Origin of the sequence: Methylocystis sp. (assembly GCF_051061285.1) — a bacterium.
Taxonomy (GTDB): domain Bacteria; phylum Pseudomonadota; class Alphaproteobacteria; order Rhizobiales; family Beijerinckiaceae; genus Methylocystis.
The window spans coordinates 1-17,408 of record NZ_JBPFEA010000003.1; the positions used below are offsets into that span (position 1 = coordinate 1).

Here is a 17,408-nt window from a genome sequence, read left to right on the forward strand (position 1 = left end):
GGAAGTCGAGATCGTCGGCATCCGTCCGACGACGAAGTCGACGGTGACGGGCGTCGAGATGTTCCGCAAGCTGCTCGACCAGGGCGAGGCGGGCGACAATGTCGGCTGCCTGCTGCGCGGCACGAAGCGCGAGGACGTCGAGCGCGGCCAGGTGCTGTGCAAGCCGGGCTCGGTGAAGCCGCACACCAAGTTCAAGGCTGAGGCGTATATCCTCACCAAGGAAGAGGGCGGCCGTCATACGCCGTTCTTCACCAACTATCGCCCGCAGTTCTATTTCCGCACGACGGACGTGACCGGCATCGTCACATTGCCTGAGGGCGTGGAGATGGTGATGCCGGGCGACAATGTGACGATGGAAGTCGCGCTGATCGTGCCGATCGCCATGGAGGAGAAGCTGCGCTTCGCCATCCGCGAAGGCGGCAGGACCGTCGGCGCCGGCGTCGTCGCCAGCATCATCGAGTAAAGCGAATCCCGGGCCGCGGGCCAAGCGCTCGCTCTTGTGAAAGAAGCCGCGCGCAAAAGCGCGCGGCGCATGAAGGCGAGCAGAACCGCTCGCGGTCCTAAAGGACGGAACAATGAACGGTCAAAATATCCGGATTCGCCTCAAGGCGTTCGATCACCGGATTCTCGACACGTCGACGAAGGAGATCGTCTCGACGGCCAAGCGCACGGGCGCTCAGGTCCGCGGTCCGATTCCGCTTCCGACGCGCATCGAAAAATTCACGGTGAACCGTTCGCCGCACATCGACAAGAAGTCGCGCGAACAGTTCGAGATCAGAACGCACAAACGCGTTCTCGACATTGTCGATCCCACCCCGCAAACGGTGGACGCGCTCATGAAGCTCGATCTCGCCGCCGGCGTGGATGTCGAGATCAAGCTCTAAACGGAATTCAAGCGGCGCTCGCTAAGGATGCGAGCGCGCTTTGCGAAGGATTGGATCATGCGGTCGGGCGTCATCGCGCAAAAGGTCGGAATGACCCGCATCTTCACGGAGGCGGGCGAGCATGTGCCGGTCACGGTCCTGAAGCTCGACGGCTGCCAGGTCGTCGCGCAGCGGACTCAAGAGAAGAACGGCTACACCGCCGTTCAACTCGGCATCGGCCGCGCCAAGGTCAAGAATGTCTCGAAGGCTGAACGCACGCGGTTCGCCGCGGCCTCGGTGGAGCCGAAGATGAAGCTCGCCGAGTTTCGGGTGAAAGAGGAAGAGTTGCTGCCGATCGGCGCCGAGATCACGGCGGATCATTTCGTCGTCGGCCAGTTCGTCGACGTGACCGGAACCTCCACCGGCAAAGGCTTCGCCGGCCCGATGAAGCGCTGGGGCTTCGGCGGTCTGCGCGCGACCCACGGCGTCTCCGTTTCGCATCGTTCGCATGGTTCGACCGGCGGCCGTCAGGACCCGGGCAAAACCTTCAAGAACAAGAAAATGGCCGGCCATATGGGCGTCGAGCGCGTCACCACGCAAAATCTGCGGGTGGTGCAGACCGACCCGGCGCGGGGACTGCTGCTGGTCGAGGGCGCGGTGCCGGGCACGGCCGGCGGTTGGATTTTCGTGCGCGACGCGGTGAAACGCGCGCTGCCGAAGGATGCGCCGCAGCCGGGCAAATTCCGCCTCGGCAACGGACAGGGTGAAGCCGCGAATTTGGACGCCGCTCCGCAAGAAGAGAAGAAGGAGGACTGAGCCGTGAAGATCGACGTCACGTCGTTCGACGGCCAGGCGGCCGGTTCGATCGAACTCTCCGATGAGGTCTTCGGCCTTGAGCCGCGCAAGGACCTGATCTTCCGCATGATCCGCTGGCAGCTCGCCAAGCGGCGCGCCGGCACCCATGCGGTGAAGAACCGCGCCGAGATCGCGCGCTCGGGCAAGAAGCTGCACAAGCAGAAGGGCACCGGCGGCGCCCGTCACGGCTCGGCGCGCGCGCCGCAGTTCCGCGGCGGCGGACGCGCCTTCGGCCCGGTGGTGCGCAGCCATGCGCATGACCTGACCAAGAAGGTGCGCCAGCTCGCGCTGAAACATGCTCTGTCCGCGAAAGCCAAGGACGGCGGCATCATCGTCTGGGAGACGGCGGAGCTCGCCGAGCCCAAGACGAAGCTGCTCGCATCGAGTTTCGCCAAGACCGGCCTCGAGAACGCGATCATCATTGTCGGCGGCGCGCCGCAGAACAATTTCGTGCTCGCCGCACGCAATATCCCGAAGATCGACATTCTGCCCGTCGAAGGCGTCAATGTTTACGACATCCTCCGCCGCGAGAAGCTGGTGTTGACCCGCGCCGCCGTGGACGCGCTGGAGGCGCGACTGAAATGAGCAAGGACGTTCGCCATTACGACGTGATCGTCGCCCCGGTCATCACCGAGAAGGCGACGCTCGCCTCGGAGAGCAACAAGGTGGTCTTCAAGGTCGCCAAGACCGCGACGAAGCCGCAGATCAAGGCGGCGGTCGAAGGTCTCTTCGACGTCAAAGTCGAAGCGGTCAATACGCTGGTGCGCAAGGGCAAGGTCAAGACCTTCCGCGGTCAGCGCGGCCAGCAGAGCGACGTCAAGAAAGCGGTCGTGACTCTCGCCGAGGGCCACAAGATCGACGTGACGACCGGACTGTAAGGAAGGCGTGAGGATAGAACGATGGCGCTGAAGACATTCAAGCCGGTCACGCCGAGCCTTCGCCAGCTCGTCATTGTCGACCGCAGAGAGCTCTACAAGGGCAAGCCGGTCAAGACTCTGACCGAGGGCAAGAGTTCAAAGGGCGGGCGCAACAACGCCGGCCGGATCACCGTGCGTTTTCGCGGCGGCGGCCATAAGCAGGCCTATCGCGTCGTCGATTTCAAGCGGCGCAAGCTCGATGTTGCGGGCAAGGTCGAGCGGCTCGAATATGATCCGAACCGCACGGCGTTCATCGCGCTCATTCGCTACGCGGACAATGAGCTTGCCTATATTCTCGCGCCGCAGCGGCTCTCCGTCGGCGACGAAGTGATCGCCGGCAATCAGGTCGACGTGAAGCCCGGCAACGCCATGCCGATCGCCAACATCCCTGTCGGCGCCATCGTGCACAATGTCGAGATGAAGATCGGCAAAGGCGGCGCCATCGCGAGGTCGGCCGGCACCTATGCGCAGATCGTCGGCCGCGATCAAGGCTATGTGATCATCAGACTGAATTCTGGCGAGCAGCGCCTCGTGCACGGCCAGTGCTTCGCGACGCTCGGCGCCGTGTCCAATCCCGATCATATGAACACCTCGATCGGCAAGGCCGGTCGTTCGCGCTGGCTCGGCCGCCGCCCGCACAATCGCGGCGTCACGATGAATCCGATCGACCATCCGCATGGCGGCGGCGAAGGCCGCACCTCTGGCGGTCGTCACCCGGTCACGCCCTGGGGCAAGCCGACCAAGGGCAAGAAGACCCGCACCAATAAATCCACCGACCGTTTCATTGTGTCCTCGCGACACAATCGCAAGAAGAAGGGCTAACCCATGGCGCGCTCGATTTGGAAGGGCCCGTTCGTCGACGGCTATCTTCTTAAGAAGGCCGAGACCTCGCGCGGTTCAGGCCGTTCCGAGGTGATCAAGATCTGGAGCCGCCGCTCGACGATCATCCCGCAATTCGTGGGACTGACCTTCGGCGTCCATAACGGCCAGAAACATATTCCCGTGTCCGTGTCGGAAGACATGATCGGGCACAAATTCGGCGAATTCGCTCCGACCCGCACCTTCCACGGCCATGCGGCCGACAAGAAGGCCAAGAGGGGCTAAGAGAGGCTAAGAGAGGCTCACGATGTCGAAGGAAGCCAATCCGCCCCGGCTTGCGGAAAATGAAGCGAAGGCCGTCGCGCGCATGCTGCGCGTCTCGCCGCAGAAACTCAATCTGCTCGCGCAGTTGATCCGTGGCAAGAAGGTGGAACGCGCGCTCTCCGATCTGGAGTTCTCCAGAAAGCGGATCGCGCATGAGGTGAAGAAGGCGCTTGAAAGCGCCATCGCCAACGCCGAGAACAATCACGGTCTCGACGTCGACGATCTCGTCGTCGCCCAGGCCTTTGTCGGCAAGGCGCTGGTGATGAAGCGTTTCCACGCCCGCGCCCGCGGCCGGGCAAGCCGCGTCGAGAAGCCTTTCGCCAATCTGACGATCATCGTGCGCGAAGTCCAAGCGCAAGCCAACGCCTAAAGGATTTAAAACCATGGGTCAGAAGGTTAATCCGATCGGGCTGCGACTGGGCGTCAACCGCACCTGGGACTCGCGCTGGTTCGCCAGTAAGGGCGAATACGCCAAGCTCCTGCATGAGGACATGGCGATCCGCGAAACCGTGTCGAAAACCTTGAAGCAGGCGGCGGTGTCGAAGATCGTCATCGAGCGCCCGCACAAGAAGTGCCGCGTGACGATCTATTCGGCGCGTCCCGGCGTCGTCATCGGCAAGAAGGGCGCGGACATCGACAAGATCCGCAAGCTCGTGGGCAAGCTCACCGGCAGCGAAGTCGTCATCAATATCGTCGAAGTGCGCAAGCCTGAAACCGAGGCGGCGCTCGTCGCCGAGTCGATCGCGCAGCAGCTGGAGCGCCGCGTCGCCTTCCGCCGCGCGATGAAGCGCGCCGTGCAATCGGCCATTCGGTTGGGCGCGCAGGGCATTCGCATCAATTGCTCGGGCCGTCTCGGCGGCGCCGAGATCGCCCGTCTCGAATGGTATCGCGAAGGACGCGTGCCGCTGCACACGCTGCGCGCCGACGTCGATTACGGCACCGCCACCGCGCATACCGCCTATGGCGCTTGCGGCATCAAGGTCTGGATCTTCAAGGGCGAAATCCTTGAGCACGATCCGATGGCGCAGGACAAGAAGGCGGCCGAACAGGCGTCCGGCGGCGATCATGGCGATCGCGACCGCGGCGGCGAACGCCGCCGTCGCGAGCACCGCGAACCGCGCGACGCGGCGTAACGAACAAGATTAAAGAGCGCAATCATGCTGCAACCCAAACGCACCAAGTTCCGCAAGGCCTTCAAGGGCCGCATCCGTGGCGCCTCCAAGGCGGGCTTTTCGCTGAACTTCGGTCAGTTCGGCCTTAAGGCGCTGGAGCCGGAGCGCATCACCGCGCGCCAGATCGAGGCCGCGCGCCGCGCCATGACGCGCCATATGAAGCGCGCCGGCCGCGTCTGGATCCGTATCTTTCCAGACGTGCCGGTCTCCAAGAAGCCGACCGAAGTGCGTATGGGCAAGGGCAAGGGCGCGCCGGAATTCTGGGCCGTGCGCGTTGCGCCCGGACGCATCATGTTCGAGATCGACGGCGTGCCGGCGCCTCTCGCGCGCGAGGCCTTGACGCTCGCCGCCGCGAAGCTGCCGATCAAGACGCGCTTCATCGAACGCATCGCCGAATAAGGGGAACGTGATGAAATCCAAACAGCGCCTCTCCGACATCAAGGCGATGACCGAAGATCAGCTCAATGACGAAGTGCTGAAGCTCAAGAAAGAGCAGTTCAATCTGCGCTTCCAGCGGGCGACCGGCCAGCTCGAGAACACCTCACGCGTGCGCGTCGTTCGTCGCGACATTGCCCGCACGAAAACCATCGCCGCGCATAAGCGCGCCGAAAAGCAGGGTTAAAGCGCCATGCCGAAGCGAATTCTCCAGGGCGTCGTCGTCAGCGACAAGCAGAACAAGACCGTGGTGGTGAAGGTCGAACGCCGTTTCACCCACCCGCTGTTCCAGAAGACGGTGCGCCGCACGAAGAACTATCACGCCCATGACGAAAACGGCGCGTTCAAGGTGGGTGATTCGGTGACGATCGAAGAGACCGCGCCGATCTCGAAATTGAAGCGCTGGCGGGTCGTCGAAGTGACGGCCGAGGCGTAGTCGTTAGAACGAACTGTCCGGACGAAGTCGGCGAGTCCAAAGTGGGGCTTGCCGAAACCAGACCGGAACGAAAGGCGGGTAAGCCATGATTCAGATGCAAACCAATCTCGACGTCGCCGACAACTCCGGCGCGCGCCGCGTGATGTGCATCAAGGTGCTGGGCGGCTCCAAGCGCAAATACGCCGGCGTCGGCGACATTATTGTCGTGTCGATCAAGGAGGCGATTCCGCGCGGCCGCGTGAAGAAGGGCGATGTGCTGAAGGCCGTCGTCGTTCGCACCGCGAAGGACATCAAGCGTGCCGACGGCTCCGTGATCCGTTTCGATTCGAACGCCGCGGTGCTGATCAACAATCAGAAAGAGCCGATCGGCACCCGCATATTCGGGCCGGTGCCGCGCGAGCTGCGCGCCAAGAACCACATGAAGATCATCTCGCTCGCCCCGGAGGTTTTGTAATGGCCGCCAAGATCAAGAAGGGCGACAAAGTCGTCGTTCTCGCCGGCCGCGACAAGGGCCGCAGCGGCGAAGTGCTGCGCGTGATTCCCGACGAGGGCCGCGCCGTCGTCGACGGCGTCAATATCGTCAAGCGCCATCAGCGTCAGACCAAGGATCGCGAAGCCGGCATCATCAACAAGGCCGCGCCGATCAATTTGTCGAATCTGGCGGTCGCCGATCCCAAGGACGGCAAGGCGACGCGGGTTGGATTCAAGATTCTCGACGACGGCCGCAAGGTCCGCGTCGCCAAGCGTTCCGGAGAATTGATCGATGGCTGAGGAAAAGAAGCCCAAGGCCGAAAAGCCCGCCAAGGCTCAAAAGCCCGCCGCCGAGGGCGCGGAGGCGAAGGAGCCGAAGAAGGCCGCCGCCAAATCGGCTGAAAAGCCTGCGGCCAAGGAAAAGCCGGCGAAGGCCGGCGACGACGCGGCTGCGGTCGGCGTGGACGGCGCCTATGTGCCGCGCATGCGGAAGCATTACGAAGAGGTCGTGCGCGAGACGCTGCAGAAGCAGTTCGGCTATAAGAACGCGCTGGAAGTGCCGACGATCGAGAAGATCGTGCTCAACATGGGCGTCGGCGAATCCGTCAACGACAGCAAGAAGGCGACGTCGGCGGCGGCCGACCTTAGCCTTATCGCCGGCCAGCGGCCGGTCGTCACCCGCGCGCGCAAGGCGATCTCGACCTTCAAGCTGCGCGAGAACATGCCGATTGGCGCGAAGGTGACGCTGCGCAAGACGCGGATGTATGAGTTTCTGGATCGTCTCATCACCGTGGCGCTGCCGCGCGTGCGCGACTTCCGCGGATTGAATCCGAAGTCGTTCGACGGGCGCGGGAATTATGCGCTCGGCATCAAGGAGCACATCGTGTTCCCCGAAATCGACTACGACAAGGCCGAGTCGATCCTGGGCATGGACGTGATCGTTTGTACGACGGCCAAGACCGACGAAGAGGCGCGCGCCTTGCTGAAGGCGTTCAATTTCCCGTTCCGGCAGTGAGGGCGTAACAGCTCCTCAAACGCGGATACTGAAAGGCGAAACTGGTAATGGCGAAGAAAAGCGCGATTGAGAACAACAAGCGGAAGCGAAGGCTCGTGAAGTCTTACGCCGGGCGGCGCGCGCGGCTGAAGGCGGTTGCGAATGATAAGACGCTGAGCGTCGAAGAGCAGTTCGAGGCGCGTCTCAAGCTTGCTGAGCTCCCGCGCAATTCGGCGCCGGTTCGCGTGCGCAACCGCTGCGAAGTGTCGGGCCGTCCGCGCGGCTTTTATCGCAAGCTGAAAATGTCGCGCATTGCGCTGCGCGAGTTGGGGTCCCGCGGCCTGGTGCCCGGCCTCGTGAAGTCAAGCTGGTAAGGAGACGCAGATGGCGATCAACGATCCATTGGGCGATCTCCTCACCCGCATCCGCAACGCGCAGATGCGCCGCAAGGATAAGGTGTCCTCACCCGGCTCGAAGCTGCGCGCGCATGTGCTCGACGTGCTGAAGGAAGAGGGCTATATCCGCGGCTATAGCAGCACCGACTTCGGCAATGGCCGGACCGAGTTCGAGATCGAACTGAAATATTTCGACGGCGAACCGGTCATCAAGCAGATCGAACGCGTTTCGCGTCCGGGCCGCCGCGTCTATGCGGCGGTTGACGCAGTGCCGCGCGTGGCGAATGGCCTCGGCGTCACCATCGTGTCGACTCCGAAGGGCGTCATGGCCGATCACGCGGCGCGCGAGAATAATGTCGGTGGCGAGGTGCTGTGCAAGGTCTTCTAGACCTTGCGCCTCATCAAACAGGATTTGCAACCATGTCTCGTATCGGCAAGAAGCCTGTCGTCATTCCCGCCGGCGTCACCGCCAAGGTGGACGGTCAGCTCGTGCAGGTGAAGGGCGCGAAGGGCCAGCTGGAGTTCCTGGCGCCCGACGACGTTTCCGTCGTCCAGCAGGACAACGCCATCTCGGTCGACCCGCGCAATGAAACCAAGCGCGCCCGCGCGCTGTGGGGAACGACGCGCGCCCAGATCAACAATATCGTCGTCGGCGTGACCACCGGCTTTGAGAAGAAGCTCGAGATCACCGGCGTCGGCTATCGCGCCGCGGTGCAGGGAAAAACGCTGCAGCTCGCGCTCGGCTATTCGCATGACGTGAGCTATCCGATTCCGGCCGGCATTGCGATCGTGACGCCGAAGCCGACGGAAATCAGCATCAGCGGCATGGACCGGCGCCAGGTCGGTCAAGTCGCCGCCGAGATCCGCGCCCTGCGCCCGCCCGAGCCCTACAAGGGCAAGGGCGTCAAATACGCCAATGAATTCATCTTCCGCAAGGAAGGCAAGAAGAAGTAAGGACCCGCCATGGCCAGGGATGTCAAAGTCGAACAGCGTCGAAAGGCGCGGGTGCGCCGGGCGATCCGTGAACGCGCCAAGGGGCGGTTGCGCCTTTCGGTGTTTCGCTCGTCCAAGCAGATCTACGCGCAGATCATCGATGACGAGAAGGGCGCGACGGTCGTCGCCGCCTCTTCGCTCGAGAAGGCGAACCGCGAGGGTCTGAAGACCGGCGCGGACGTCGAGGCGGCGAAGGTCGTCGGCAAGCTCCTCGCGGAGCGCGCCGTCGCCAAGGGCGTCAAAGAGGTCGTTTTCGACCGTGGCGCTTACATGTATCACGGACGCGTCAAGGCGCTGGCCGACGGCGCCCGCGAGGGCGGTCTGGAGTTCTAACTGGGGGCGCGCGCCGTTGAGGGCGTGCGCTTCTCGCGCGGAATGCGTGCCGGCGCAGATGCGCCGGGCGTCGATCCGATGGGTCGGCAGTGAAGGAAGCGAGCGGCGCATCACGCCGCGTAAGTGACGGAAGAGACAATGGCGCGTGAAGGAGAAGGCGGTCGCGGCCGCGATCGGGATCGTGACGATCGCGACGGCGAATTTGTGGATCGTCTGGTCCACATCAATCGCGTCGCGAAGGTGGTGAAGGGCGGCCGGCGTTTCGGCTTCGCCGCGCTCGTCGTCGTCGGCGACCAGAAGGGCCGCGTTGGCTATGGACACGGCAAGGCGCGCGAAGTGCCTGAGGCGATCCGCAAGGCGACGGAAGCGGCCAAGCGCGCGTTGATCCGCGTGCCGCTGCGCGAAGGCCGCACGCTGCATCATGACGTTCATGGCCGCCATGGCGCGGGCCGCGTCATCCTGCGCGCGGCGCCGGCCGGCACCGGAATCATCGCCGGCGGTCCCATGCGCGCGATTTTCGAAACGCTGGGCATGCATGACGTCGTGGCGAAGAGCCAGGGGTCGTCCAATCCCTACAACATGATCCGCGCGACCTTCGATGCGCTCGGCCGCGAAGACTCGCCGCGCTCCGTCGCGGCGCGCCGCTCGCTTAAAGTTTCGGTGCTGCAGTCGCGCCGTCAAGGCGTCGACGCCGACGCCGTCGACGCGTAAGGAGACGACCCATGACGAAGAGCACGCAGCAGATCGTCGTCGAACAGATCGGCAGCCCGATCGGCCGTCCCGAACGGCAGCGCCGTACGCTTCTTGGCCTCGGCCTGACGCGCATCGGCCGCCGCCGCGCGCTGGAAGACACGCCGGCCGTGCGCGGGATGATCGCTAAGGTGGCGCATCTCGTGAAAATCGTCGACGCCAAAACCGTCGACGGGAAGTGAGGACGCGGCCATGAAACTCAATGAAATTACCGACAATCCCGGCGCGAGCAAGAACCGCATGCGCGTCGGCCGCGGCATCGGCTCCGGCAAGGGCAAGACTGGCGGGCGCGGCGTCAAGGGCCAGAAGGCGCGCACCGGCGTGGCGATCAAGGGCTTCGAGGGCGGTCAGATGCCGTTGCATCGGCGCCTGCCGAAGCGCGGATTCTACAATCCGTTCTCGACGCACTACAACGAAGTCAATCTCGGGCGCATTCAACAGGCGCTCGACGCCGGCAAGCTCGACGCCAACGCGCCGGTGACGATCGAGACGCTGCTTGCGGCCGGCGTCGTCACCAGGCCGCGCGACGGCGTCAAGATCCTCGGCCAGGGCGAGTTGAAGACAAAGCTCGCCTTCGAGGTCTCGGCGGCCTCCAAATCGGCGGTCGCGGCCATCGAGGGCGCAGGCGGCTCCGTGAAACTTCTCGCTGGCGAGACGCCGGCGCAATAAAGCAAAATGTGCGGCCGCTCTCGCATGAGCGGCTGCGCTGTTTTATACCAAACGCTCCGAACGGAGCGGGCGAGCCTCGACTGCTACGCTCCGAGCGCTGAGCCCAACAAAATGCGTCGCGTCGACAGCGGCGCGAAAGGGGAGTTCCTTCATGGCATCGGCAGCCGAGCAGCTCGCGGCCAACGTCAATCTCTCCGCCTTCGGCAAATCCGAGGAATTGAAAAAGCGCATCCTGTTCACGCTGGGCGCGCTGATCGTCTATCGCCTCGGCACTTACGTGCCGCTGCCGGGGATCGACCCCGAGGCTTTCGCGAAAAGCTTTTTCGGCCAGTCGAAGGGCATGCTGGAGCTCTTCAACATGTTCGCGGGCGGCGCCGTGCAGCGCCGCGCGATCTTCGCGCTCAACATCATGCCGTATATTTCGGCGTCGATCATCATCCAGCTGCTGACGTCGGTGATTCCGACGCTTGAGACGCTGAAGAAAGAGGGCGAGCAGGGCCGCAAGGTCCTCAACCAATATACCCGCTACCTCACCGTCGCGCTCGCGACGTTCCAGGCCTACGCGATGGCGATCGGGCTGGAGGGCCAGCAGGGCGTCGTCACCGATCCGGGCCTGTTTTTCCGCATCACCACGGTCGTGACGCTGGTCGGCGGCACGATGTTCCTGATGTGGCTGGGCGAGCAGATCACCTCTCGCGGCATCGGCAACGGATCCTCGCTCATTATCTTCGCGGGCATCGTCGCCGCGTTTCCGTCGGCGATTGTGTCGACCTTGGAGCTGGGCCGGCAGGGCGCCATTTCGACGGCGCTGATCATCGGCGTCATCGTCATGTCCTTCGCCGTCGTCGCCTTCATCGTGTTCATGGAGCGGGCGCAGCGGCGCCTGCTGATCACCTATCCCAAGCGCCAGCATGGCAACCGGGTCTATGAGGGACAGACGTCGTTCCTGCCGCTGAAGCTGAACACGTCCGGCGTCATCCCGCCGATCTTCGCATCGTCGCTGCTGCTCTTGCCGACGACCGTGGCGAATTTCTACCAGTCGACCGGCAGCGAAAGCGTCTTCGCGACGATCTCAGCCTATTTCGGCCACGGGCGGCCGCTGTATATGCTCGCCTATGTCGGATTGATCGTGTTCTTCGCCTTCTTCTACACCGCGATCGTCTTCAATCCGGTCGAGACGGCGGACAATCTCAAGAAGCATGGCGGTTTCGTGCCGGGCATTCGCCCAGGCGAACGCACGGCGAAATTCATCGACGAAGTGCTGATGCGGATCACGGTGCTCGGCGCGGCCTATCTGGCGGTCATCTGCATCATTCCGGAAGGGCTCATCGCCTACGCCAATCTGCCGTTCTATTTCGGCGGCACGTCGCTGCTCATCGTCGTCAGCGTCACCATGGATACTGTGGCGCAAATCCACGGTCATATGCAGGCGCAGCAATATGAGGGGCTGATTCGCAAGACCAAGCTTCGCGGCGGGAAACGCGCCCGATGAGGCTGGTGCTGCTCGGTCCGCCGGGGGCCGGCAAGGGAACGCAGGCGGCGCGTCTGGTCGAAAAGCACGGCGTGCCGCAGCTGTCGACGGGAGACATGCTGCGCGCCGCGGTCGCGGCGAAAACGCCGATTGGACTGAGGGCCAAGGAGATCATGGACGCTGGCGCGCTGGTGCCGGACGAGGTCGTGATCGGCTTGATCGACGAACGGCTCGGCTCGGCTGACTGCGCCAACGGGTTCATTCTCGACGGCTTCCCGCGCACTGTGGCGCAGGCCGAGGCGCTGCAGGAGCTTCTCGTGCGCAGGGGCTTGTCGCTCGACGCCGTGCTCGAACTCGCCGTCAACGAAGGCGCGCTTGTCGACCGGATGCGCAAGCGGGTCGACGAAACCCGCGCCGCGGGCGGCGCGGTGCGCGCAGACGACAATCCGGAAAGCTTCAAGACGCGGCTCGAAGCCTATCGGGCCCAGACGGCCCCGGTGTCGGCGCACTACGCCAAGCGTAGCGAACTGACCAAGATCGACGGCATGGCGCCGATCGAGGATGTAACCGCGGAGATTGATCGCGCCCTGTCGGGCGCCGGCTAGGTTTTTTCGCGGAATCGCTTGACCATCTCGCCATTGGCCCCTAAATAGACAGCCTTCACGTTGTTGGACAGGCGGCTCCGGCTCCCGGATTGGGGGACGGGGCCCGTTTTCGTATGAAGACGGTTCGCAACCGTCCGCATGGGCCGGGCTCCACCGGACGCGGGCGTCATCCCGGAGCTTAAGGCTCCTTCTCACATGGAGAGACAAAGTGGCCCGAATTGCAGGCGTCAATATCCCGACGAACAAGCGCGTCGTCATTGCGCTCCAATATATCCACGGCATTGGCGCCAAGAAGGCCGAGGAAATCTGCGAAAAGGTGAGCATCCCGGCTGAACGCCGCGTGGCGCAGCTCACCGACGCGGAAGTTTTGCAAATTCGCGAAACCATCGACCGCGACTACATGGTCGAGGGCGATCTGCGCCGCGAGGTCGCGATCAACATCAAGCGTTTGATGGATCTCGGCTGCTATCGCGGCCTGCGCCATCGCCGCCAACTCCCCGTGCGCGGCCAGCGCACGCACACCAACGCCCGCACCCGCAAGGGCAAGGCGAAGCCGATCGCCGGCAAGAAGAAGTAATCGGCCGTCAGAACAATCATCGATGGCCGGGACACGCCCGGCCATGACAACCGAAATCCCTAGCGCCTGGAACTACGGGCGCGTTTGAAGGACGCAAGAAAAAATGGCCAAGGACACAACGCGCGTTCGTCGCCGCGAGCGCAAGAACATCGTTTCCGGCGTCGCGCATGTGAATTCGACGTTCAACAACACCATGATCACCATAACCGACGCGCAGGGCAATACTGTGTCGTGGTCGTCTGCCGGATCGATGGGATTCAAAGGCTCGCGCAAATCCACGCCCTACGCCGCGCAGATGGCCGCCGAAGACGCCGCCCGCAAGGCTGGCGAGCATGGCGTTCGCACGCTTGAAGTCGAAGTCTCGGGTCCGGGCTCCGGCCGTGAGTCGGCGCTGCGCGCGCTGCAAGCGGCGGGCTTTACCGTCACTTCGATCCGCGATGTGACTCCCATTCCCCACAACGGCTGCCGGCCGCGCAAGCGCCGCCGCGTCTGAGTTCATTCAGATTGTCTGATTTGATTTCGCGCGGCGCGGCGCATGCCCCAACGCCGCACTCAGGAGCTTCAAGGAAAGGCCTCCACGTGAGCATCCAGAAGAACTGGCAGGAACTCATCAAGCCGAACAAGCTCGAAGTCACCGCCGGAGACGATCCCAAGCGCGTCGCGACCGCCGTCGCCGAGCCGCTGGAGCGCGGCTTCGGCGTGACGCTTGGCAACGCCCTGCGCCGCATTCTGCTGTCGTCCTTGCAGGGCGCGGCGATCACGTCGATTCACATCGACGGCGTGCTGCACGAGTTCTCGTCGATCCCCGGCGTGCGCGAGGACGTAACCGACATCGTCCTCAACATCAAGGACATCGCCATAAAATACCAGGGCGATGGCATGAAGCGCCTGACGCTCAAGAAGACGGGACCGGGGGCCGTCACCGCGGGCGATATCCAGGTGACGGGCGACGTGCAGGTTCTCAACCCTGAACTCGTCATCTGCACGCTCGACGAAGGCGCCGAGATCCGCATCGAGTTCACCGTCGCCAACGGCAAGGGCTATGCGCCCGCCGACCGCAACCGCGCCGAAGACGCCCCGATCGGCCTCATTCCGATCGACAGCCTCTATTCGCCGGTCAAAAAGGTCAGTTATCGCGTCGAGAACACGCGCGAGGGCCAGGTTCTCGACTATGACAAGCTGACGCTGACGGTCGAAACAAATGGCGCGATGAGCCCGGAAGACGCGATCGCCTATTCGGCGCGCATTCTGCAGGACCAGCTCAACGTCTTCGTCAATTTCGAAGAGCCGCGCCGCGAGGAGGCCGCGCCGTCGATTCCGCAGCTCGCTTTCAATCCGGCGCTGCTGAAGAAGGTGGACGAGTTGGAGCTTTCGGTGCGTTCGGCGAACTGCCTGAAGAACGACAATATCGTCTATATCGGCGACCTTATCCAGAAGTCGGAAGCCGAGATGCTGCGCACGCCGAATTTCGGCCGCAAGTCCTTGAACGAGATCAAGGAGGTGCTGGCGCAGATGGGTCTGCATCTGGGCATGGAAGTACCCGGCTGGCCGCCGGAGAACATCGACGATCTCGCGAAGAGATTCGAGGAGCATTATTGAGTTTCCCCCTTCTCCCGCTTGCGGGAGAAGGTGTCGCGCGAATGCGCGACGGATGAGGGCGCGGGAAATATCCTCACCCGACCCCGCTTCGCGGGGCCACCCTCTCCCGCGAGCGGGAGAGGGAAATAATGGAGACGGCCGTTCCTTGGCACGGCGGCCGCATAATCAACGGAGAGCCGCATGTATCACGGTCACAAGAAGCGCCGCTTCGGGCGCACGCATGAGCACCGCAAGGCGATGTTCGCCAATATGGCGCAGGCGCTCATCAAGCATGAGCAGATTGTCACGACGCTGCCGAAGGCGAAGGATCTGCGTCCCGTCGTCGAAAAGCTCGTGACGCTGGGTAAGCGCGGCGACCTCCATGCGCGCCGGCAGGCGATCGCGAAGATCAAGGACGTCAAGCTGGTCGGCAAGCTCTTCGACGTGCTCGGACCTCGCTACAAGGATCGCAACGGCGGCTATACGCGCGTGCTGAAGGCGGGCTTCCGCTACGGCGACAACGCGCCGCTCGCGGTCATCGAATTCGTCGATCGCGACGTGAACGCCAAGGGGCAGGATTCCGGGCCGGTCCACGAAGAGGAGGCGGCGGCGTAAACGGCTCCGGGGGCGACCGCTTCGATCGTCATGATGATCAGCAATCGCGGCGTCGTGTCCCGGTCATCGGGATGCGGCGCCGAAAGCGTTTTAAGAGCAAGTCCGAGAACCCCGCGCGAAAGTTGCGTGGCCGACGACCACACTTCGGGATGGCGCTCGATGACGCATCTCGCGCAGCAGGATCATTGCGGCGCATTCTTATCGTCTCGCGTCTTTGCGTCTATAAATGCGCCGGGAAAACGAGCTACGGAGCGCTTCATGACGATTTCGGCGCGTCAGATTATGGCTGCGGCGCTTACCTGCGCCCTCGCGGCGTTCTTTGCCTCCGCGCGCGCCGAAGTCTCGGCTGAACCGGCCCAGACCGCCTCGCCAAGGCCGCCTGGCCGTGTCGAGAGCTTTACGCCGCCGGCCCCTGATCGCGCCGTGCCGACGAGCCGCGGCGAACTGATTTATTCCTTCGCGCCAGTGGTCAAAAAGGCGCAGCCGGCCGTTGTCAACGTCTTCGCGTCGCGCGTCGAGCGCATGCCCGCCAACCCGCTTTTCGATGACCCGATCTTTCGTCGCTTTTTTGGCGAGGGCGGCGGCATGCCGGGACGCAACATGGCCCAATCGCTGGGCTCAGGCGTGATCGTCGATCAGAGCGGCCTTGTCGTCACCAACAATCACGTGATCGAGGGCATGACCGACGTGAAGGTGGCGCTCGCCGACAAACGCGAATTCGCCGCCAAGATTTTGTTACGCGATCCGCGGACCGATCTCGCGGTGCTGAAGCTGGTCGACGGCGCCAATTTTCCGACGATGGAGCTTGGCGATTCGGATGCGCTCGAAGTCGGCGATTTGACGCTCGCGATCGGCAATCCCTTCGGTGTCGGTCAAACGGTGACGCAGGGCATTATTTCGGCGCTGGCGCGCACCCATGTCGGCATCAGCGACTATGGCTTCTTCATTCAGACGGACGCGGCGATCAATCCCGGCAATTCGGGCGGACCGCTGGTCGACATGAACGGGCGCGTCGTCGGCATCAATTCCGCGATCTTCTCGAAGTCCGGCGGATCGGTCGGCATCGGCTTCGCCATCCCCGTCAATATGGTGAAGAGCGTGATCGCCGCCGCGAAGGGCGGCGGCAAGCAGGTGCGACGGGCCTGGATGGGCGCGACGCTGCAAATGCTCTCGCAGGAGATCGCCGACGGCCTCGGGCTCGATCGTCCCACCGGCGCTCTGCTGGCCGACGTCGATCCAAAGGGGCCGTCGGCTGAAGCCGGTCTAAAGCGCGGCGACGTCATTATTTCGGTCGACGGCCAGACGGCCGATGACCCAGAGGCGGTCGGCTATCGGCTCGCCACCAAGCCGATTGGCGGGCAGGCGACGCTCGGCGTATTGCGGGGCGGCAAAAAGATTGTCGCGCAAATTCGACTCGCGCCGGCGCCGGAAACGCCGCCGCGCGACGCGATAAGGATAAAGGGCGCGTCGCCCTTCGCTGGCGCGACGGTCATGAATATTTCGCCCGCGGTCATCGAAGAGATGTCGGTGCAGGGAACGAACAATGGCGTCGTCGTGTCCGAGGTCGACGACGGCTCCTACGCGCAGCAGCTCAATCTGCAGCGCGGCGACATAATTCTCGCCGTCAATGATCAAAAGATCGGGACGACGCGCGACCTGGAGAGCGTAACGGCAGGGCGCGCCTACTATTGGAAGATCACCCTGGCGCGCGGCGGGCAGGTGTTCACGACCGTTATCGGCGGCTAAGATGAGCGCGCTTGCGATCCTCGCAACGACGATCGACGACGAGGAAAAGGCGCGCGCGCTTGCCCGGGCGGCGCTCTTCGCGAAGCTCGCCGCCTGCGTTCAGATACATCCCATTCGCAGCCATTACGTCTGGAAGGACGAGATGCGCGAAGCGCCTGAGTTCTTGTTGCACATGAAAGCGCGCGGCGACGACTATCCCGCGCTTGCCGAACTGGTCCGCCGTCTGCATAGCTATGAGACGCCGGAAATTCTGCGCATCGACGTCGCCGAGGCGGACCAAGCATATCTCGCCTGGGCGATGGAGGCGACGCGACGGTAAGCGCGCCGGCGGCGCGTCTTCCAAATCGCCGATCTCGGCATTACCTTTCCTGCGCGGCGACGCTCCGTGCG

Annotated in this window: 30 protein-coding genes; all 30 read left to right on the forward strand. The window is 63.6% G+C overall.

All coding sequences use genetic code 11. The annotated features are described in order from the left end of the window. On the forward strand, positions 1–463 hold a 463-nt coding region (locus ACR65T_RS00390), incomplete at its 5' end, for an EF-Tu/IF-2/RF-3 family GTPase (protein ID WP_434494638.1). A gap of 112 nt (positions 464–575) precedes the next feature. After that, a complete protein-coding gene (rpsJ, locus tag ACR65T_RS00395; RefSeq protein WP_014890764.1) occupies positions 576–884 on the forward strand; it encodes a 30S ribosomal protein S10 in 309 nt (102 codons plus the stop codon). A 57-nt stretch (positions 885–941) separates the two neighbouring features. Continuing rightward, positions 942–1,679, forward strand: coding sequence for a 50S ribosomal protein L3 (gene rplC / locus ACR65T_RS00400; protein WP_434494639.1), 738 nt, complete (start codon positions 942–944; stop codon positions 1,677–1,679). A 3-nt stretch (positions 1,680–1,682) separates the two neighbouring features. Further along, positions 1,683–2,303 carry a 50S ribosomal protein L4 gene (gene rplD / locus ACR65T_RS00405; protein WP_175095542.1) on the forward strand — a complete coding sequence of 207 codons (621 nt, stop codon included), beginning with the start codon at positions 1,683–1,685 and terminating at the stop codon, positions 2,301–2,303. Next, complete coding sequence (locus ACR65T_RS00410; protein WP_014890761.1) at positions 2,300–2,596, forward strand: 50S ribosomal protein L23; 297 nt, start codon at positions 2,300–2,302, stop codon at positions 2,594–2,596. Before rplD ends, ACR65T_RS00410 begins: the two co-directional genes overlap by 4 nt. Before the next feature lie 21 nt (positions 2,597–2,617). Further along, the gene (rplB, locus tag ACR65T_RS00415) at positions 2,618–3,457 is read left to right on the forward strand and encodes a 50S ribosomal protein L2 (RefSeq protein ID WP_434494640.1); all 840 of its coding nucleotides are present in this window, start codon (positions 2,618–2,620) and stop codon (positions 3,455–3,457) included. A gap of 3 nt (positions 3,458–3,460) precedes the next feature. Next, a complete protein-coding gene (gene rpsS, locus ACR65T_RS00420) occupies positions 3,461–3,739 on the forward strand; it encodes a 30S ribosomal protein S19 (protein WP_014890759.1) in 279 nt (92 codons plus the stop codon). Positions 3,740–3,761: 22 nt separating this feature from the next. Beyond that, entirely contained in the window at positions 3,762–4,148 is a 387-nt protein-coding gene (gene rplV / locus ACR65T_RS00425) for a 50S ribosomal protein L22 (RefSeq protein ID WP_434494641.1), read from the forward strand. A gap of 13 nt (positions 4,149–4,161) precedes the next feature. Continuing rightward, positions 4,162–4,911: a 30S ribosomal protein S3 gene (rpsC, locus tag ACR65T_RS00430; RefSeq protein ID WP_014890757.1), complete on the forward strand. Its 750-nt coding sequence runs from the start codon at positions 4,162–4,164 to the stop codon at positions 4,909–4,911. A gap of 24 nt (positions 4,912–4,935) precedes the next feature. After that, the gene (gene rplP / locus ACR65T_RS00435) at positions 4,936–5,349 is read left to right on the forward strand and encodes a 50S ribosomal protein L16 (protein WP_434494642.1); all 414 of its coding nucleotides are present in this window, start codon (positions 4,936–4,938) and stop codon (positions 5,347–5,349) included. A 10-nt stretch (positions 5,350–5,359) separates the two neighbouring features. Further along, the gene (gene rpmC / locus ACR65T_RS00440; RefSeq protein ID WP_018406013.1) at positions 5,360–5,572 is read left to right on the forward strand and encodes a 50S ribosomal protein L29; all 213 of its coding nucleotides are present in this window, start codon (positions 5,360–5,362) and stop codon (positions 5,570–5,572) included. Between the two features lie 6 nt (positions 5,573–5,578). Then, the gene (gene rpsQ / locus ACR65T_RS00445) at positions 5,579–5,821 is read left to right on the forward strand and encodes a 30S ribosomal protein S17 (protein WP_018406012.1); all 243 of its coding nucleotides are present in this window, start codon (positions 5,579–5,581) and stop codon (positions 5,819–5,821) included. A gap of 85 nt (positions 5,822–5,906) precedes the next feature. Continuing rightward, positions 5,907–6,275: a 50S ribosomal protein L14 gene (gene rplN / locus ACR65T_RS00450; RefSeq protein WP_018266630.1), complete on the forward strand. Its 369-nt coding sequence runs from the start codon at positions 5,907–5,909 to the stop codon at positions 6,273–6,275. Then, the gene (rplX, locus tag ACR65T_RS00455; RefSeq protein ID WP_018406011.1) at positions 6,275–6,592 is read left to right on the forward strand and encodes a 50S ribosomal protein L24; all 318 of its coding nucleotides are present in this window, start codon (positions 6,275–6,277) and stop codon (positions 6,590–6,592) included. Before rplN ends, rplX begins: the two co-directional genes overlap by 1 nt. Then, complete coding sequence (rplE, locus tag ACR65T_RS00460; RefSeq protein ID WP_434494643.1) at positions 6,585–7,307, forward strand: 50S ribosomal protein L5; 723 nt, start codon at positions 6,585–6,587, stop codon at positions 7,305–7,307. Before rplX ends, rplE begins: the two co-directional genes overlap by 8 nt. A 47-nt stretch (positions 7,308–7,354) precedes the next feature. Further along, positions 7,355–7,660, forward strand: a complete 306-nt coding sequence (rpsN, locus tag ACR65T_RS00465; protein ID WP_014890750.1) for a 30S ribosomal protein S14 — start codon at positions 7,355–7,357, stop codon at positions 7,658–7,660. Positions 7,661–7,670: 10 nt separating this feature from the next. Beyond that, complete coding sequence (rpsH, locus tag ACR65T_RS00470; protein ID WP_014890749.1) at positions 7,671–8,069, forward strand: 30S ribosomal protein S8; 399 nt, start codon at positions 7,671–7,673, stop codon at positions 8,067–8,069. A 32-nt stretch (positions 8,070–8,101) separates the two neighbouring features. Then, complete coding sequence (gene rplF, locus ACR65T_RS00475; RefSeq protein WP_434494644.1) at positions 8,102–8,635, forward strand: 50S ribosomal protein L6; 534 nt, start codon at positions 8,102–8,104, stop codon at positions 8,633–8,635. Between the two features lie 9 nt (positions 8,636–8,644). Beyond that, on the forward strand, positions 8,645–9,007 hold the full coding sequence (gene rplR, locus ACR65T_RS00480; RefSeq protein WP_014890747.1) for a 50S ribosomal protein L18: 363 nt from the start codon (positions 8,645–8,647) through the stop codon (positions 9,005–9,007). Between the two features lie 138 nt (positions 9,008–9,145). Beyond that, the gene (gene rpsE / locus ACR65T_RS00485) at positions 9,146–9,718 is read left to right on the forward strand and encodes a 30S ribosomal protein S5 (protein ID WP_014890746.1); all 573 of its coding nucleotides are present in this window, start codon (positions 9,146–9,148) and stop codon (positions 9,716–9,718) included. 11 nt (positions 9,719–9,729) lie between these two features. Further along, positions 9,730–9,939 carry a 50S ribosomal protein L30 gene (gene rpmD / locus ACR65T_RS00490; protein WP_014890745.1) on the forward strand — a complete coding sequence of 70 codons (210 nt, stop codon included), beginning with the start codon at positions 9,730–9,732 and terminating at the stop codon, positions 9,937–9,939. Positions 9,940–9,949: 10 nt separating this feature from the next. Continuing rightward, positions 9,950–10,426, forward strand: coding sequence for a 50S ribosomal protein L15 (gene rplO / locus ACR65T_RS00495; protein WP_434494645.1), 477 nt, complete (start codon positions 9,950–9,952; stop codon positions 10,424–10,426). A 151-nt stretch (positions 10,427–10,577) separates the two neighbouring features. Beyond that, on the forward strand, positions 10,578–11,918 hold the full coding sequence (gene secY / locus ACR65T_RS00500) for a preprotein translocase subunit SecY (RefSeq protein WP_434494646.1): 1,341 nt from the start codon (positions 10,578–10,580) through the stop codon (positions 11,916–11,918). After that, positions 11,915–12,502, forward strand: coding sequence for an adenylate kinase (locus ACR65T_RS00505; RefSeq protein WP_434494647.1), 588 nt, complete (start codon positions 11,915–11,917; stop codon positions 12,500–12,502). The genes secY and ACR65T_RS00505 overlap by 4 nt, the downstream gene beginning before the upstream one ends. Before the next feature lie 208 nt (positions 12,503–12,710). Beyond that, positions 12,711–13,079 (forward strand): 30S ribosomal protein S13, encoded by a 369-nt coding sequence (gene rpsM / locus ACR65T_RS00510; RefSeq protein WP_018406003.1) that lies wholly within the window; start codon positions 12,711–12,713, stop codon positions 13,077–13,079. A 103-nt stretch (positions 13,080–13,182) separates the two neighbouring features. Then, complete coding sequence (gene rpsK / locus ACR65T_RS00515) at positions 13,183–13,572, forward strand: 30S ribosomal protein S11 (RefSeq protein ID WP_014890740.1); 390 nt, start codon at positions 13,183–13,185, stop codon at positions 13,570–13,572. Between the two features lie 86 nt (positions 13,573–13,658). Continuing rightward, positions 13,659–14,678 carry a DNA-directed RNA polymerase subunit alpha gene (locus ACR65T_RS00520; RefSeq protein WP_434494648.1) on the forward strand — a complete coding sequence of 340 codons (1,020 nt, stop codon included), beginning with the start codon at positions 13,659–13,661 and terminating at the stop codon, positions 14,676–14,678. A gap of 180 nt (positions 14,679–14,858) precedes the next feature. After that, complete coding sequence (rplQ, locus tag ACR65T_RS00525) at positions 14,859–15,272, forward strand: 50S ribosomal protein L17 (protein ID WP_434494649.1); 414 nt, start codon at positions 14,859–14,861, stop codon at positions 15,270–15,272. Between the two features lie 258 nt (positions 15,273–15,530). After that, the gene (locus ACR65T_RS00530; protein WP_434494650.1) at positions 15,531–17,018 is read left to right on the forward strand and encodes a DegQ family serine endoprotease; all 1,488 of its coding nucleotides are present in this window, start codon (positions 15,531–15,533) and stop codon (positions 17,016–17,018) included. Position 17,019: 1 nt separating this feature from the next. Further along, a complete protein-coding gene (gene cutA / locus ACR65T_RS00535) occupies positions 17,020–17,337 on the forward strand; it encodes a divalent-cation tolerance protein CutA (protein ID WP_434494651.1) in 318 nt (105 codons plus the stop codon). Positions 17,338–17,408 lie beyond the last annotated feature (71 nt).